At 44.7% G+C, this 16151-nt stretch carries 13 protein-coding genes; 6 read left to right on the top strand and 7 right to left on the bottom strand.

The features are described from left to right. Positions 1 to 10: 10 nt before the first annotated feature. Together AB4486_RS08975 and AB4486_RS08980 are read right to left on the bottom strand one after the other, a co-directional pair. A complete protein-coding gene (locus tag AB4486_RS08975) occupies positions 11 to 1546 on the bottom strand; it encodes a mannose-1-phosphate guanylyltransferase/mannose-6-phosphate isomerase (RefSeq protein ID WP_372116986.1) in 1536 nt (511 codons plus the stop codon). A gap of 86 nt (positions 1547 to 1632) precedes the next feature. Beyond that, positions 1633 to 2802 (bottom strand): mechanosensitive ion channel family protein, encoded by a 1170-nt coding sequence (locus tag AB4486_RS08980; protein WP_065585022.1) that lies wholly within the window; start codon positions 2800 to 2802, stop codon positions 1633 to 1635. A gap of 186 nt (positions 2803 to 2988) precedes the next feature. Between AB4486_RS08980 and AB4486_RS08985 the strand changes: the two genes are divergently transcribed. Then, positions 2989 to 3645, top strand: a complete 657-nt coding sequence (locus tag AB4486_RS08985; protein ID WP_019820412.1) for a TrkA family potassium uptake protein — start codon at positions 2989 to 2991, stop codon at positions 3643 to 3645. A 19-nt stretch (positions 3646 to 3664) separates the two neighbouring features. Then, positions 3665 to 5032, top strand: a complete 1368-nt coding sequence (locus AB4486_RS08990) for a TrkH family potassium uptake protein (protein ID WP_372116987.1) — start codon at positions 3665 to 3667, stop codon at positions 5030 to 5032. Positions 5033 to 5130: 98 nt separating this feature from the next. On the opposite strand, the gene msrB is transcribed toward AB4486_RS08990, so the two are convergent. Then, the gene (msrB, locus tag AB4486_RS08995; protein ID WP_229647718.1) at positions 5131 to 6273 is read right to left on the bottom strand and encodes a peptide-methionine (R)-S-oxide reductase MsrB; all 1143 of its coding nucleotides are present in this window, start codon (positions 6271 to 6273) and stop codon (positions 5131 to 5133) included. 200 nt (positions 6274 to 6473) lie between these two features. On the opposite strand from msrB, the gene AB4486_RS09000 reads away from it, so the two are divergent. Then, the gene (locus AB4486_RS09000) at positions 6474 to 6872 is read left to right on the top strand and encodes an OsmC family protein (RefSeq protein ID WP_017068628.1); all 399 of its coding nucleotides are present in this window, start codon (positions 6474 to 6476) and stop codon (positions 6870 to 6872) included. A gap of 133 nt (positions 6873 to 7005) precedes the next feature. Here AB4486_RS09000 and AB4486_RS09005 read toward each other — a convergent pair whose 3' ends face one another. The 4 genes from AB4486_RS09005 to phnW all read right to left on the bottom strand — a co-directional run bounded on the left by AB4486_RS09005 (position 7006) and on the right by phnW (position 11863). Next, positions 7006 to 8073 (bottom strand): OmpA family protein, encoded by a 1068-nt coding sequence (locus AB4486_RS09005; RefSeq protein ID WP_102428795.1) that lies wholly within the window; start codon positions 8071 to 8073, stop codon positions 7006 to 7008. A gap of 332 nt (positions 8074 to 8405) precedes the next feature. Then, entirely contained in the window at positions 8406 to 9224 is an 819-nt protein-coding gene (phnX, locus tag AB4486_RS09010) for a phosphonoacetaldehyde hydrolase (protein ID WP_048608839.1), read from the bottom strand. Positions 9225 to 9338: 114 nt separating this feature from the next. Then, positions 9339 to 10760 carry an aspartate aminotransferase family protein gene (locus tag AB4486_RS09015; RefSeq protein WP_372116989.1) on the bottom strand — a complete coding sequence of 474 codons (1422 nt, stop codon included), beginning with the start codon at positions 10758 to 10760 and terminating at the stop codon, positions 9339 to 9341. After that, on the bottom strand, positions 10760 to 11863 hold the full coding sequence (phnW, locus tag AB4486_RS09020) for a 2-aminoethylphosphonate--pyruvate transaminase (protein WP_102495249.1): 1104 nt from the start codon (positions 11861 to 11863) through the stop codon (positions 10760 to 10762). The genes AB4486_RS09015 and phnW overlap by 1 nt, the downstream gene beginning before the upstream one ends. Before the next feature lie 368 nt (positions 11864 to 12231). Between phnW and AB4486_RS09025 the strand changes: the two genes are divergently transcribed. From AB4486_RS09025 to AB4486_RS09035, 3 genes are all read left to right on the top strand, one after another. After that, positions 12232 to 13242 carry a putative 2-aminoethylphosphonate ABC transporter substrate-binding protein gene (locus AB4486_RS09025; RefSeq protein WP_128644407.1) on the top strand — a complete coding sequence of 337 codons (1011 nt, stop codon included), beginning with the start codon at positions 12232 to 12234 and terminating at the stop codon, positions 13240 to 13242. A 136-nt stretch (positions 13243 to 13378) separates the two neighbouring features. Continuing rightward, on the top strand, positions 13379 to 14800 hold the full coding sequence (locus AB4486_RS09030; protein ID WP_372098268.1) for an FAD-dependent oxidoreductase: 1422 nt from the start codon (positions 13379 to 13381) through the stop codon (positions 14798 to 14800). A 227-nt stretch (positions 14801 to 15027) separates the two neighbouring features. After that, the gene (locus AB4486_RS09035) at positions 15028 to 16137 is read left to right on the top strand and encodes a putative 2-aminoethylphosphonate ABC transporter ATP-binding protein (RefSeq protein WP_136999162.1); all 1110 of its coding nucleotides are present in this window, start codon (positions 15028 to 15030) and stop codon (positions 16135 to 16137) included. Positions 16138 to 16151 lie beyond the last annotated feature (14 nt).

Consider the following 16151-nt stretch of genomic DNA (forward strand, 5'->3'; position numbering starts at 1 on the left):
TGTCGCTGCTTTATTTCGTTTGGTTGTGCTTTGATGAGTGGACTTGTTGCTTGCGCACGTCTCGCCTATAACTGTCTTGATATCGAATGATATCGTCTTCACTTAAATGGCTGCCGGTTTGAACTTCAATCATTTCAAGAGGTGTCTCGCCAGGGTTCTCTAGGCAGTGGATGTGACCTAAAGGGATGTAAGTCGATTGATCTTCTTCGACGAGATAGGTTTTCTCATCGTTGGTCACTTTTGCAGTGCCAGCTACTACTATCCAATGTTCCGCTCTATGATGATGCATCTGAAGTGAAAGCTGATGACCCGCTTTTACGGTGATACGCTTAACTTTGTCTCGCTTTCCTAAATCAATCACATCGTATTTACCCCAAGGTCTAAATACCTCTCGGTGATGAATATGCTCTGTTCTACCTGCTTGATTTAGTTGACTAACAATCGATTTTACACCCTGAACCTTGTCTTTATCTGCGACCAATATAGCGTCTTTGGTCTCGACAATAATCAGGTTATCGACACCTACAGTAGCAACTAGCTTGTTTTCAGCATGAATGTAGTTGTGTTGAGAGTCGACGGTTAACACGTCACCTTCAATGACGTTGTTATGCCCATCTTTGTCGCTTACATCCCAGATAGCAGACCATGAGCCAATATCATTCCAACCGACATCCATCGGGATCACAGCTGCGTGCGAGGTTTTCTCCATCACGGCGTAATCGATTGAATCACTCGGACTGCTTTTGAATGCTTCAGCGTCGATACGGATAAAGTCGAGGTCGGTATTTTGCTTTGCAAGAGCGAGTTTACAAGCCGCTACTATCTCAGGGTGGTGTTCGGCGAGTTCTTCAACATACCGTGATGCCTTAAACATGAACATGCCACTGTTCCATAAGTATTGTCCTGAGCGGATGTACTCTTCTGCTGTTGCTGTGTCTGGCTTTTCTACAAAGCATTCTATGGCGAAGGCGTGATTGATTGGCTGCTCTGTTCCATTAGTATCAGTTTGAGCACTGGAGGAAAGAGGCTCTCCCTGCTTGATATAGCCATAGCCAGTCTCTGGGGAGCTAGGTGTTATACCGAATGTCACCAGCTTGCCTTGTTTTGCATAATCAACACCACGACTAATCGCTTGTTGGAATTCAGAGGTTTTCGCGATGTGATGATCAGCAGCCAGCACTAACAAGATAGGGTCGGATGCGCTTTGTTCATTAAGCGGTGGTTTACTTAAAGCCTTTAGGGCGGCAAGCGCAATGGCTGGGGCTGTATTTCTACCGACTGGCTCTAGCAGAATACCACTATGTTGAATGTTAGCTGATCGAGCTTGTTCAGCGGCAATAAAGCGATGCTCTTCATTACAGATAATGAATGGGGCATCGCATTTACTATCCATCAAGTGCTCTTCAAGGCCTTGCAGGCGTTGAAGTGTGTGCTGAAGCATTGACTGGTCGCCGGCAATATTGAGAAATTGCTTAGGGTAAAGCTCGCGAGACAGTGGCCAGAGACGACTTCCGGAGCCGCCGGCTAGAATGACAGGTAAAATCATAGCGTGGTAATTAGGTGCATTAGAATACTGCCATCATATTACCACGCTTCACGCTTATTACTTATCGATAACCAAGAAGGATATGACTATCGATGACCTTCCGTAGGGGAGTTCAACATGTCTTTGGGATCGCTAATATTCTGATTATCACCTAGGCTTTGAACGCTGTTATGATCTTGAACATTAGAAAAGTCTTGAGGGTCAATCTTGAGTGTCTGTGTTGGGAACGCGATGTCTGCATTGTGTTTATGAATAATCGCCAGAACCTGTAACAGAACGTCTTGCTTCACTTTGTGGTACCTGATCCAGTTGACTGTTTTTGTGAAGGTATAGATAAAGAAGTTGAGCGTTGATGGCCCAAATTTGTCAAAGTTAACGATCAACGTCTGTTTGGCATCAATATCTGGGTGGGTCTCGAGCATGGTTCTTACATCATCAACAATGAGCGCCAATTTGTCTGCATCTTGATAACGAAGACCAAAGGTTTCATTGATTCTACGATTCAACATTCTCGATGGATTCTCTACCACAATACTACTGAACACCGAATTTGGCACGTACAAAGGACGCTTATCAAAAGTGCGGATGATCGTCATGCGCCAACCAATGCGTTCGACAGTGCCTTCGATTTGACGATCGGGAGAACGTATCCAATCACCGACTTTAAAAGGGCGGTCGAAGTAAATCATCATGCCACCGAAGAAATTCGACAGTAAGTCCTTAGCCGCTAAACCGACGATCAAGCCACCAACACCACCAAAGGTGAGTAAGCCTGATAGGCTGAGTCCAAACGCTTGCATGATTGTCAGGCCGCCCATGACCATAAAGAACAGACGAGCTACTTTTGCAATCGCCTGTACAGTTGTCTCATCCCTGTTTTTTTGCTCTAAGACGTATGCTTCAGCATTGGTGATCATTCGTAAGGTGAACCAAACGAAGGTACATATGATCAATATGTGCTTGAGAGTTTTTAACCAGTTGATTTCATTGCCAAACTGATCTTGAAGAATCAACCCGATAGATACGGTCGCTGGCCAACACCAAAGTAACGTACTGACAGGGGTTTTCAGTGCCTCTAGTAGTAGGTCATCCCAGTGAAAGTGGGTTCTCTGTACCAGAACTTCCAAGCGATTATGGATAATTCGCCAAGCTACCCAAGCGAGAAAACTCGCAATAGTGATGCATAGGACGCTGTTTGCCCAATCACTATGGCTCTGGTTGATGTAGGTTTGTACTTGGGTTATGAATTCATTCATTGTGTGTGCTGCCGCAGAAATTATGAATTGGAAATTAGCAGAAACTCGAGTTGTTCTCTACCTTTATAAATCAAGCGATTATGACAATAGTATAACCTTATTCTTGCAGAACTAACTTTTTTTGAGATAGAAACTAATGTAGGTTTGGCTATCCCGTGTAATTAAAATTTCTAAACAGGATTTCAAATGAGCGACAAACAATATGCAGTTATCGGTTTAGGGCGATTTGGTCTGTCTGTTTGCAAAGAGCTACAAAGTTCAGGGGCACAGGTACTGGCCGTCGATATTGATGAAGAGCGAGTGAAAGAAGCAGCGGCTTTTGTTTCACAAGCGATTGTTGCGAACTGCACGAGCGAAGAGACGGTGAAAGAGTTAAGACTCGATGATTACGATATGGTGATGGTGTCGATAGGCTCTGACGTTAACTCAAGCATTCTAACGACTTTGGTGGTGAAAGAATCTGGAGCAAAAGCAGTCTGGGTTAAGGCGAACGATAAGTTTCACGGCAAGATTCTCTCTAAGATTGGTGCTGACCATATCATCATGCCTGAACGAGATATGGGCATTCGTGTTGCGCGTAAAATGTTGGATAGACGCGTTCTCGAATTTATCGACCTTGGCAGTGGCTTAGCGATGACGGAGATTGTTATTGGTTCTAAACTGTTGGGTAAGAAACTTGGCGATCTTAAGCTGTGTAAAGAAAATGGTGTTGAGGTACTTGGCTTCAAGCGAGGGCCGAACCTCACTAAAGCACCAGAATTGGATGTGAGTTTAGAAATTGGGGATGTGGTGATCATCGCTGGGCCGAAAGAGACCTTATCTAGAAAGCTACGCAATTGGTAATTGGCAATAAGGTAACAGTATGAATTCGTTAAAACGAAAAGGTACTTTCTACACGCTTAAGAGTGATAAAAAGCCACGTAAAGGCTCTGAACCTAAGATTATCCTTACGAGCTTCTTAGGCGTACTTATCCCCTCTGCAATATTGTTGACGATGCCTGTATTCTCTGTGACAGGCCTAAGTTTTACGGATGCACTGTTTACAGCAACCTCGGCGATCAGTGTGACAGGATTAGGTGTTGTCGATACCGGTGAGCATTTCACCTTGACGGGTAAAATCTTACTGATGTTCTTGATGCAAGTCGGCGGGTTAGGGCAGATGACTCTATCTGCGGTACTGCTTTACATGTTCGGTGTTAGGTTAAGCCTTAAACAACAAGCACTCGCGAAAGAAGCGCTTGGCCAAGATCGTAAGATTAACCTTCGTAAATTGGTTAAGAAGATCATCATCTTTGCATTAGTGGCTGAATTTATCGGTTTTGTATTGCTCTGCTTCCGCTGGGTACCTGAGATGGGATGGTCAACGGGCAGTTTTTATGCTCTATTTCATGCGATATCTGCATTCAATAACGCAGGTTTTGCACTGTTTTCAGACAGTATGATGAGTTTTGTTGATGATCCGCTGGTGATCTTCACCTTAGCTGGCTTGTTTATTTTCGGTGGGCTAGGCTTCACAGTCGTCGGCGACCTATCGAGTAACTGGCGTAAAGGTTTTCGACATCTTCATTTACACACCAAGATTATGCTAACCGCCACTCCGACTCTATTGTTGGTAGGTACGGTATTGTTCTGGCTGCTAGAAAGAAATAACTCAGCAACCATGGAAGGGTTATCGACTCAAGGACAGTGGCTAGCCGCATTTTTTCAGTCGGCAAGTGCTCGTACTGCTGGCTTTAATAGTGTGGATTTGTCTCAGTACACACAGCCTGCGTTGCTGGTAATGATTGTACTGATGTTGATTGGTGCAGGTTCTACCTCAACAGGTGGTGGTATTAAGGTTTCGACCTTTGCAGTAGCCTTTGTCGCAACGTGGACCTTCCTCCGTCAGAAAAAGCACGTGGTGATGTTTAAGCGCACTGTGACTTGGCAAGCGGTAACAAAGTCATTGGCCATTATTGTGGTAAGTGGGGCGTTATTAACCACCGCGATGTTTTTGTTAATGCTTACTGAAAAGGCAGCGTTTGATCGAGTCATGTTTGAGGTGATTTCTGCCTTTGCAACGGTTGGTTTAACAGCTGGCTTAACCGCAAACCTGACTGAGCCAGGTAAATACATCATGATTGTGGTTATGGTGATTGGACGTATCGGCCCCCTGACCTTGGCTTATATGCTAGCTCGCCCAGAACCTTCCTTGTTGAAATACCCTGAAGACACGGTGTTAACGGGTTAATTAGGTCCATGGGCTGATAAATAAAGCTCTGTAAATAAAAACAAAGCCAGCGATATGCTGGCTTTGTTGTCATAGGCTGATCGTTAATTGCTGAATGCCTATCCCTCAAACATCTCAACGTATTCCTCATAGCCTTCTTCTGCTAATTTATCCGCAGGGATAAAGCGCATTGCGGCTGAGTTCATGCAGTAACGTAACCCTGTTGGTTTTGGACCATCTTTGAATACATGCCCTAGGTGGGAATCGCCAAACTTACTTCGAACCTCTGTTCTTGGGTAAAGCAGCTTGTAGTCAGTAGTTGTAACGACATAAGCTTCGCTGATTGGTTGGGTGAAGCTCGGCCAACCCGTACCTGATTTGTATTTGTCTTTTGATGAGAACAACGGCTCACCAGTAACGATGTCGACGTAGATTCCTTCCTGTTTGTTATCCCAGTATTTGTTATCAAACGGGCGTTCTGTCGCGTCATCTTGCGTTACATCGTACTGAAGTGCCGTTAGCTTGGCTTTGATCTCCGCGTCAGACGGCTTAACGTAGGTTTTAGCATTGGCTGTCGCATTCTTACTGTCGATGATCTGACGTAGTGTTTTAGGGTTGTCCTTTCTATCATCACCGAAGATTTTATCTAGGTACTGATCGCGGCCAGAAGCATAGCGGTAGTAGTTATAACGAACTTTACTCTTCTTGTAATAGTCTTGGTGATAGTCTTCCGCTGGCCAGAATTTTTCAAATTCAATCAGTTCTGTTTTTAGTGGTTCACCAAAGATATTAGCTTTGTCGATTTCCATCATGAAGTTCTGAGCAACATCTTTTTGTGCTTGGTTATGATAGAAAATAGCTGGTCGATAATGACGGCCTCGGTCTACAAAAGAACCTTTGTCATCGGTTGGGTCGATGTGTCGGAAGAATTGGTCAAGAACCTGTTCGTAGCTAACCACATCAGGGTTATAGGTCACGTTGATCACTTCGATGTGACCTGACTTACCCGAAGAGACCTGTTTGTAGGTTGGGTTTTCCAGTTCACCACCAGAGTATCCAGAGATAACGTCGGTTACACCTTTTAGCTTCTCTAGATCGGACTCCGTACACCAAAAACAGCCACCAGCCAGTGTCGCGATTTCACTTTTACCTGAATTAGCCGTTTTATCCATTGTATTGGCAGTGCCAGTCTGGCTTACAAACAGCGAAATCAGTGGTAGCGCAACCACGAGTGATACCAATATTTTAGATAATTTATTCATAGATACCTCATCTTGACGTTCTTCTCATTCGATTTTGAATGTACGAATAGAGACAGGTTTTAGATGGAAAAAATTGCATCATTCACAAAAAAATATGTCGCCGAGAAAATCTTGCTCATAAATGCCGCCAGTAGTAGGGTGTCAGTATTGATATCCAATAATAGACAGCGATGGCGGTTATCGTACATCTAAGGAACAACATGCAAGCAGAAGTTAAATGGGTCGAAGGCTTTAAATTCCTAGGTCAATCTCAATCTGGCCACTCTGTAGTAATGGATGGCAGTGGTGGTGCAACCGCGCCAAGCCCAATGGAAATGGTCCTTATGGCCGCTGGTGGTTGTAGCTCTGTTGATGTCGTCGATGGTTTGAAATCTGCAGGCCAGAACATCACAGGCTGTAATGCAAAACTTGAAACGACACGTCGTGAAACAGCACCAAAAATCTTTACTGTGATTAACATTCACTTTGAAGTGTCTGGTGACAACCTAGATCCTGAGTTAGTGGCTAAAGTATGTGCTGATTCGTTAGAAAAATACTGTTCAGTATGTCTAATGTTAGGTGCTGGCGTAGAAATGACTCACAGCTGGGAAATCGTCTAGTCTTCTGGCTGTATAGCTTGGCTTTGAGTCGTTACTTTTCGGCTTATGAGCAAACATAGATAAAGAAAGGGAGGAGCACTTAGCAGTGCTCCTCCCTTGTTATTAAGGAAGTCGTTATTACGTTAGAATACGATTATTCCACTGTTTCAATGATAACTTCTTCAACTTGAACATCTTCTTGGTACTCGAAGCTTGGGATTGTTGCTTCCACACGACGGTTTTGAGCACGACCTTCAGCCGTATCGTTTGATGCGATTGGGTTTTCTTCCCCTTCACCAGAAGCGGTAATGCGATCAGCTTCAATACCTTGCTCTTCGATGTATGCTGCTACTGCTGCCGCACGTTTCTTAGAGATCATCATGTTGTACTCAGCTGCACCTGTTGAATCTGTGTGACCAACAATGTTAACGGTAGACTGAGGGTATGTTTGTAAGACTTCCACAATTGGCTGTATAGCGGCTTTACCTTCGTCTGAAAGTTCTGTGCTGTTAGTCGCAAATGTACCTTGAGAGAAACTCTCAGTTTGCGCTTTGGTAACCACTACCTCCGCTTCCTCTTCAACGACCACAGCTTCTGGCTCTGTGATTGGTTCAGAAGGTGCTTGAGTTACAGCCGCCGCAGAAGCTGCAGCCGCTGATGCGGTTGTATTACCCGTGCCGAAATTGTAGCTAAGACCTACTGTGACAAGGTTGGAGTTTAGGTCTTGGATGATCTTATCGTCAAAATCATCGAAGTATTGGTATTCCACTCTCAGCGCCCAATCGTCTGAAAGCTGTTTCTCGGCACCGATACCTAAGGCTAAAACAACGTCGTCTTCGTCATCGTGCATGATGTAAGCAGGACCTGCTTTAAAGAAGATATCAAACTCTTGTTTAATCGCTAGTCGATACATTGGGCTTAAAGAAATGGCTACTATAGAATCGCTGTATCTTTGAGTCGCTCCGTTGTTGTTAAAGCTGGTGTCATAATCACCTAAGTAATCTGCATTCAATTCTAGAGCAATGTTATCGGTAAAGTTGTAACCACCGTAAATACCGCCCGCCACTGAATCATCTTCACAATCAATGTTGTCGACACAAGCGCTATCTAGCCAACCCATGCCAACTTTTGCGCCTACGTATGTCGTTGCGGCAATTGATGGAGCAGCAGCGAAACCTGAAGCAGCTATCACAGCACACATGATTTTTGACAATTTTTTCATAATCTTATCCTTGGATTAACTCTTATTGTTATCTGAATGAGCCTTTAAAGCGACGACTTACTGATTGGGACACTGCAACAGTAGATCGTTCAAGGCGTAGATTCAGGTCGAACCTATCTTGGAACTGTTATTACATTGTTAGTACAGTTGCTTAGTATGGTCAATGAAATTGTTAAAAATTATATATTTAAGGTGCTATTTACAGAGGTTTTTGTCAATTAATTGCTGTCTCAAATGTTGGAAACGAAGAAACCTCGTATCATTTTTAGGCGATACGAGGTTTCATTTTCATGTGTACGGAATGTTTGGTTGGGTAATCTAGGTGATTACCGTTATGGGCGCTCACCAGCTAACAAACGTTTTTCAATATCTGCAATGACACCTGGTAGGTCTGCAATGGTATCGATTAGGTAGTGTGGGTTTGATTTGTTTAGCTTAACGCTTGCTTTTTCACGTGCAGCTGCAAGTGTTGTCTCGTCTGCATCTAAATATTCTTGATACGTTAAGCCTGCTTCGTTCCCCGATAATACAAGTCCAACTGTCCACATGCCTGCGTTGTGACCCTCATCGATCCCCGGTGCTGCGTCGTCTACTTTTACACACGCAGCAACGCTAGTTACACCTAGATCGATTACGTTTTTCAGTGCCATAAATGGAGCAGGGCGACCACCTTGAGGTAAGTCATCGGTCGCTACCACGTTATCTGGTCGGTAACCGTAATCTGCAGCAGCAGGAATTAAAACATCCATCACTTCACGTGGGTAACCTGAACAAGACCCGATCTTCACGTTCTTCTCTTTTAGGTTATTGACCACTTCTATCGCATTCAAAATAGGTGCTGCGTGATCGGCTACTTTCGCTTTTTGAAGAGGCATGAATGCCGCGTAGATCGCATCAACGTCTTCACTGGTCATCGAACGTCCGAACTGAGCTTTCCAACGAGCGTCAACAGCAGGAATTCGACCCACTGCTTGGATGTGGTCCCATTTGCCGATCCCCATAGGTTCACGCGCTTCTGCTAAATCGATATCAAAGTCGAAACCTTGTCTGAATGCTTCAACGAAAATACTGGTTGGAGCAAATGACCCAAAATCAACGATAGTGCCGGCCCAGTCAAAGATAACCGCTTGGATAGGTGATGTTGTATTCATAGTCGTGTCCTATTTCTGTTCTCTCCCAACTCAGGTTGTTCTGGGAGATGAATGATTGTTTTAGGTTATTGGTTACTTGAAATTATTGCTTCAAGGCATGCTTTTAAAGGTGGTTTAAAGGTATTCAAAGTCTTTGCAGATTTTTGCTATCGCTTTTTCGAATACAGACAGAGCGACTTGTAGTTCGCTGCGGCTGATGATCAATGGTGGGCTCAACTGAATCACATTACCTTGTGACACCTTAAAGCTCAGGCCATCGTTTAAACATTGGTAAAGTACTGCTTCCGCTTCATCGAAAGCTCGGGTTTTGGTGATATGATCGGTGACCAATTCCACCCCCCAGAGTAGACCGATGCCGCGAACGTCACCAATGACTGGGTACTTCTCTTTCATTTGAAGCAGCTGTTCACGCACGAATGCGCTGTCCGCTTGTACTTTTTCAAGTAGGTTTTCTTGTTCAATTACTTCCATGGTGGCGAGTGCTGCCGCGCAACCGATTGGGTTTTTTTCGTGGGTGTAGTGACCAAGAGATACTTGCGCTGCCGTGTTGTATTTGTCTTTAGTGATCATGGCTGCGATTGGTACTAAGCCTCCGCCAAAACCTTTACCGATACAAAGAATGTCAGGTTCGATATCAAACGCTTGGTGTGTAAACCATTCGCCGCTACGACCCATGCCATTTGGGATGTCGTCAATGATCAATATGACGTTGTGTTTGTCACAGATCTCACGAATGCGCTTCCAATAAGCCTTACTTGGCACTTGAACGTCTGTGTTACGAACCGCTTCTGCAATGAAGGCTCCAATACCGCCTTCTTTTTCAATCACATACTCTAAATAGTCGGCATAGTGAACGTCGCATGCAGTTTCGTTTGCATTGACTGCGCTATTCTCGTTAAACGGGAAAGCGCCACGATAAGAGACGGCTGGTGGAATGCGCTCTACGCCAGCCATTAATGGCCCCATGCCTTCGCGGAAACACGCTTCGCCACCTACTGAAATTGCATCGAGTGACGCGCCATGGAATGAGTCCCACAAAGACACTACTTTGAAATTGTTGGTGACATGTCGAGCAAGTTTTAGCGCCATGCCGATCACTGATGTGCCACCGGGAGCAAACAACACGCGATTCAAATCACCACCGCAGATCTGTGTGAGTTTCTCAGCACACTGAACGGCCGTCTCATTGGTAAAGCGACGCGGTGAAAACGGCAATGACGCCATTTGCTGAGTCACTTTATTGATGATGTGTGGGTGACCATAACCTAGCTGGTGAACATTATTGCCGTGAAAGTCCATGTACTTCTTGCCCGTCGCATCTTGAATGTAGATGCCTTCGGCTGCTTCAAGTGTGTCTAGGCAAGGCGTTGACATGGCTTGATGAAGAAACACGTCAGCATCACGCTTTAACATTACTTGAGTCGCATCATCGTTTAGCGACTCGTTCCATTTTTCGCGTGCTGGCGTGGTGTTCACATCGCCTTCGCTTCGAAAGTGTGTGGCCTTTAGAACTGGCTCTGGATTGGTCGTCGTCATTATTTGATGTCCCAGTACATAGCGTTTTTCACTGCGCTAATGAGAGCTTCAATGTCTGACGGATACACTTCACCAATGTTACCGATTCGGAAGCAGTCTGCGTTTGAAACCTTGCCCGGGTAAATCACAAACCCTTGCTCTTTCAAACGGTCATAGAATTCCTTGAATTGGTAATCGCTATGAGTTGGAGAATAGAAAGAGGTGATGATAGGTGAATGAAGGTCATCATTAAGCAGTGGTTCAAAACCAAGAGAACGCATACCTGCAACCAATGTGGTTTGGTTGGTTTGGTAGCGACTATGACGAGCTTCGATGCCGCCTTCTTGTTCCAATTCAAGTAGAGCTTGGTAGAAAGCGCGCACTGTATGAGTCGGAGAGGTGAAGCGCCATTTACCATGGTTGCTTTCCATGCAGTGCCACTGGTCAAACAGGTCAAGGCTTAATGAGCGAGCTTGGCCTTTGCATTTTTCCAGTTCCGATTGCTTCGCAATAACAAAGCCGAATCCAGGTACACCTTGAATACACTTGTTTGCCGAGCTGATCATGTAATCAATACCTAAGTCAGCAATATCCATAGGGATGCCACCAAAGCTCGACATCGCATCAAGAATGACGGTTTTGTTGTGCTGTTTTGCCAATTTGGCAATCTCTTCGATTGGATTCAACATACCTGTAGTGGTCTCACAGTGCACAATCGCAACGTGAGTAATATCTGAATCCATAGCCAATGCCGTTTCCATTTTGTTCAAGTCAGGCTGTGATGTTTCACCTGGGGAAACGACATGGCATGGAATGTTTAAATATTCTGCGATTTGAGCAATACGAGCACCATACGCACCGTTATCGACCACAAGAAGCTTATCGCTGTTAGAGATAACGCTACCGATTGTTGCTTCAACTGAAGCAGTGCCGCTGCCTTGCATTAATACACTTGTATATCCCGCCTGCTTAGTCGCCAAAGTAACAAGCTTGCTACGAATCACTTCAACAACGTCTTTGTTGTATTCATCATCCCAAGTACACCAGTCTTTTAGCATCGCTTGGCGAACGGTTTCAGAAGTAGATAAAGGGCCCGGTGTCAGCAGTAAGTATTCGTTTCTCATGTTCAACTCTCGTGATTTTAATTTTTGGACTATACCAATATTTAGAGTTACTTTAACAACCAATTTAAACGGTCGTAAATAGCCCAAACATCATTTTCACAAAAGCTTCATATTAAAAATGGTCACTTGTCTTGAGAAAGTTTTCGATCTTTAAATTGCCATTTTTCGTTCATTTAATCGTCACAAAAGCCAGTTAGCTTAATAATCGAAATCTGGTACATACCAGTGGGAGAGGTGTGTGCCAACAACTGGAATGAATTTTTGAATATAGGTGCCTCTCGATAGGGCTTCTAGCTTTAACAACTTTAACTTTGGCAATTTTTAATTTTGGCAACTTCTCACTCTAGAGTTGGGCCTGACTGGAGAAAATGATGAAAAACCGTTTTATGAAAGGATCACTTGCAGCATTAGTCACACTATTAGCTGGTAACGCTTATGCGGCACAGGAAGTGACGGTTTATACCGCTTTTGAAACTGACATCTTAGCGAAGTACAAAAATGCTTTTGAAAGCGAAAACCCAGACATCAACATCAAATGGGTTCGTGATTCAACAGGAATCATGACGGCAAAATTATTGGCTGAGAAAAACAACCCTCGTGCAGAAGTGGTGTGGGGCCTTGCGGGTTCTTCAATGGCTCTACTTAAGGAGGAGGGCATTCTTAAGCCTTACACTCCTCAAGGTGTAGAAGCGCTGCGCTCAAACCTCAACGATCCGCAATCTACTCAAGCTTGGTATGGCAACGATGCATTCTTCAATGCGGTTTGTTTCAACGAAGCGGTAGCGAAACAACTTAACCTACCAGCACCTAAATCTTGGGATGACCTAACCAAGCCTATCTACAAAGGCCACATTGCGATGCCAAACCCAGCGTCTTCTGGTACGGGTTATATGCAAGTGTCTGCTTGGCTACAAAACATGGGTGAAGACCAAGGTTGGAACTACATGCAGAAGCTAGACCAAAACATCGCTCACTACACGCACTCTGGTTCTAAGCCATGTGTTCAAGCGGGTATGGGTGAAGTCGCTATCGGTATTTCTATGGCGAGCCGCGGCGCTAAGTTGAAAACTCAAGGTGCACCACTTTCTGTGATTACGCCTGAAGGTATCGGCTGGGAATCTGAAGCGGTAGGTCTTGTGAAGCCGTCTGATGCTGCGCAACGCGTGGTTGATTGGTCTATCTCTAAAGCAGCAAACGAGCTTTACATCGAAATGTACCCAGTTGTTGGTCACCAAGATGTGACGGCAACAATTGAAAACTTCCCTAACGTCGAAAAGAACATGGCAAAAATGGACTTTGCACGTATGGGCAGCGAGCGTGCAGACGTATTGAAAACATGGTCTGAGAAGTTTGACGCTAAATCAGAGCCAAAATCTTAATCTATCGAGCTACTCAGTTAATTAACTATTTAGCTATTTAACTGTTTAGTTCATTAGAAGTTAGAAATCAGTAAAGGAAGGCTTCGGTCTTCCTTTTTTAGTTTTACGCCTTTAGGTTTTAAGTAAGGTACAACAAATGACAAAGCACTACTCATATTGGTTCAAGCAAGCGTTGGAACAAGAGTTTGGCAACATCCATGCGGGGCTAGATTCGGCTAAGCCGCTCCAAAAAGACGTCAACTGTGATATCGCCATTGTTGGCGGTGGCTATACGGGTTTATGGACGGCGATTTTAATCAAACAACAGCAACCAGAAAAGCATGTTGTCGTGATTGAAAAAGGCCTATGTGGTAGCGGTGCTTCTAGTGCGAACGGCGGTTGCATGCTGACGTGGTCAACTAAGTATCCGACGCTGAAAAAGCTCTATGGAAAAGAACAAGCGAAATGGTTGGTTAAGGAGTCGGAAAAGGTTATATACGAGATCGAAGCCTTCTGTAACGAACACAAGATTGACGCGCATCTATATCGAAGCGGTACTTACTACACGGCGACTAATGAAGCCCAAAAGGGTGGAATGGAGCCTGTTGTTAATGAGCTGGTTAAGCAGGGTATCAATAGCTGGAAGAAGTGCGACAATTCTTTGGCTGATAAAGCGGGATCTGAACGCCACATTGAGGGTTACTACTCAGAAGCTGCGGGTAGTGTGCAGCCAGCGTTATTGGCGAGAGGCTTACGCCGCGTTGCGATCGAATTGGGTGTCGAAATTCACGAAAACACAGAAATGACATCACTCGACTATGGCTCTCCCGCTCGAATTCAAACCAAAGGCGGGTCAGTATTTGCGGATAAAGTGATTTTGGCACTCAATGCGTGGATGCTCGATCACTTCAAAGAGTTCAAACGCAGCATTGTGGTTGTCTCTTCAGATATGGTGGTGACCAAGCCCATTCCGGAAAAGCTCAAGCAATTTGGCCCAGAGAAAGGGGCGGCGGTGGTGGATTCGCGTATCTTTGTCCACTACTACCGAGATACCCAGGACGGACGACTCATGTTGGGCAAAGGCGGCAATAAATTCTCGTTTGCCAATCAAGTTGAAAGCATGTTTAACCAAACGACTAACTACCTGCCGATTCTCAATCAATCGTTCCAAAAACTGTTCCCTAAATTGGAACAAAGTGAATTCGATTACAACTGGTCTGGCGGCTCAGATCGTTCGGTTACCGGATTGCCATTTTTCGGTAACCTAAAAGGCCAAAGCAACATCTATTATGGGCTTGGTTATTCAGGCAATGGCGTTGCTCAAACCCGTATGGGCGGGAAGATTTTGTCAGCAATGGTGCTCGATATCGACAATGCTTGGACACGAAGCGGTTTAACTAAAGGCCCGTTAGGACACTTCCCGCCAGAGCCATTTCGTTGGGTAGGTGCGATGATGGTGCGTGATGCGGTACGAAGAAAAGAGAATGCGGAAGATTCGGGTAACACGCCATTGTGGCTAGATAAACAGTTATCCAAACTCGCAGGTGCGGCGGGCAAAGCCGACAAGGTTGAATCATAGATTAATCTTGCGTTTAAATTAGAAGTTTACATTAAGGCTCTCAGTGATTTATGGGCAAGTCACTGAGGGCTTTCAACGTTGAACGAACTGTTAATGCTGAACAAATAGCAATCCTTAATGCTTATTATATCTGCAATATAACTGTCATTTAGCTACTATAAATTTGTCACTCAACTGCAATATTCTCAGTTTAAATTTGGTATATACCATATAGAGAGTGCTGTAGTATGAGCAACCAAACTTATTTGAATATTGAAAACGTTGTAAAGCAATTTGGCCAATTTACAGCGTTAAAAGACATCTCCCTATCGATAGATAAAGGCGAGTTCGTCTGCTTCCTTGGCCCATCTGGCTGTGGAAAAACCACCTTATTACGTGCGATTGCAGGCCTAGACTTACCAACGTCAGGTTCTATTGAGCAGAACGGTAATGATACGACCTTCTTGCCACCAGAAAAGCGCGACTTTGGCATCGTGTTCCAGTCTTACGCTTTGTTTCCAAATCTCACTGTGGAAGAAAATATTGCGATTGGTCTGAAAAACCAAGGCATGTCGACCAAAGAAGCCCTTGAGACGGTTGAGTCTTGGTTAGAAACCATCGGCTTACCAACGTCTGGTCAGAAATATCCAAATCAGCTATCTGGTGGACAGCAGCAGCGTGTTGCTCTGGCTCGCGCATTGGCGTTATCTCCAGGCTTGTTGCTACTCGACGAACCACTTTCTGCGTTGGACGCGAAGGTAAGAACACACCTACGTGATGAGATCTGCCAACTGCAACGCAAGCTGGGTATCACCACTATTATGGTGACGCACGACCAAGATGAAGCGTTAACGATGGCAGACCGTATTGTCGTGATGAATCATGGTGTTATCGAGCAGGTCGGTGCTCCTCAAGAGATCTACCAAAAACCCGTCAGTCGTTTTGTTGCTGAGTTTGTTGGCAGCATGAACTTTATCCAAGCTTCTGTTGCGGCTCAAGGCAAGATGCGCATTGCTGAGTCAATGCTGCCGTTACCTGGCTTAGATAATCTCACGCCAAATCTGGGTGATGTTTTCGATATTGCCGTTCGTCCAGAGCAAATCCAGTTTGTTGATCGTTTTAGTGAATCCTTGCCAGTGAGAATCGTATCAAGCGAATTCTTAGGGGCGTTTTATCGTATTGAGTGCCAATTGCAACATGACTCAACGGCGAAAGAGATCATCGTTGATGTACCCGTCAAAGAGTTCAACCGATTGAAGCTGCGTCGCAGTGATATTCGTTACGTGGCGTTTGATCAAGAAGGCCTTAGAGCTTACCCATCGAAAAGCCTGCAAGTGATGAAAGACGAGGCGGCGTAAACAATCATGGAATC

Source organism: Vibrio sp. 10N.222.55.C6 (genome assembly GCF_041473395.1).
Lineage (GTDB): Bacteria > Pseudomonadota > Gammaproteobacteria > Enterobacterales > Vibrionaceae > Vibrio > Vibrio crassostreae_C.

Coding starts and splice junctions, on each gene's coding strand:
- AB4486_RS09005 (WP_102428795.1), bottom strand. CDS start 8,073: ATGAAAAAATTGTCAAAAATCATGTGTGCTGTGATAGCTGCTTCAGGT.
- AB4486_RS08990 (WP_372116987.1), top strand. CDS start 3,665: ATGAATTCGTTAAAACGAAAAGGTACTTTCTACACGCTTAAGAGTGAT.
- AB4486_RS09000 (WP_017068628.1), top strand. CDS start 6,474: ATGCAAGCAGAAGTTAAATGGGTCGAAGGCTTTAAATTCCTAGGTCAA.
- AB4486_RS09025 (WP_128644407.1), top strand. CDS start 12,232: ATGATGAAAAACCGTTTTATGAAAGGATCACTTGCAGCATTAGTCACA.
- AB4486_RS08980 (WP_065585022.1), bottom strand. CDS start 2,802: ATGAATGAATTCATAACCCAAGTACAAACCTACATCAACCAGAGCCAT.
- phnW (WP_102495249.1), bottom strand. CDS start 11,863: ATGAGAAACGAATACTTACTGCTGACACCGGGCCCTTTATCTACTTCT.
- msrB (WP_229647718.1), bottom strand. CDS start 6,273: ATGAATAAATTATCTAAAATATTGGTATCACTCGTGGTTGCGCTACCA.
- AB4486_RS08975 (WP_372116986.1), bottom strand. CDS start 1,546: ATGATTTTACCTGTCATTCTAGCCGGCGGCTCCGGAAGTCGTCTCTGG.
- AB4486_RS08985 (WP_019820412.1), top strand. CDS start 2,989: ATGAGCGACAAACAATATGCAGTTATCGGTTTAGGGCGATTTGGTCTG.
- AB4486_RS09030 (WP_372098268.1), top strand. CDS start 13,379: ATGACAAAGCACTACTCATATTGGTTCAAGCAAGCGTTGGAACAAGAG.
- AB4486_RS09035 (WP_136999162.1), top strand. CDS start 15,028: ATGAGCAACCAAACTTATTTGAATATTGAAAACGTTGTAAAGCAATTT.
- phnX (WP_048608839.1), bottom strand. CDS start 9,224: ATGAATACAACATCACCTATCCAAGCGGTTATCTTTGACTGGGCCGGC.
- AB4486_RS09015 (WP_372116989.1), bottom strand. CDS start 10,760: ATGACGACGACCAATCCAGAGCCAGTTCTAAAGGCCACACACTTTCGA.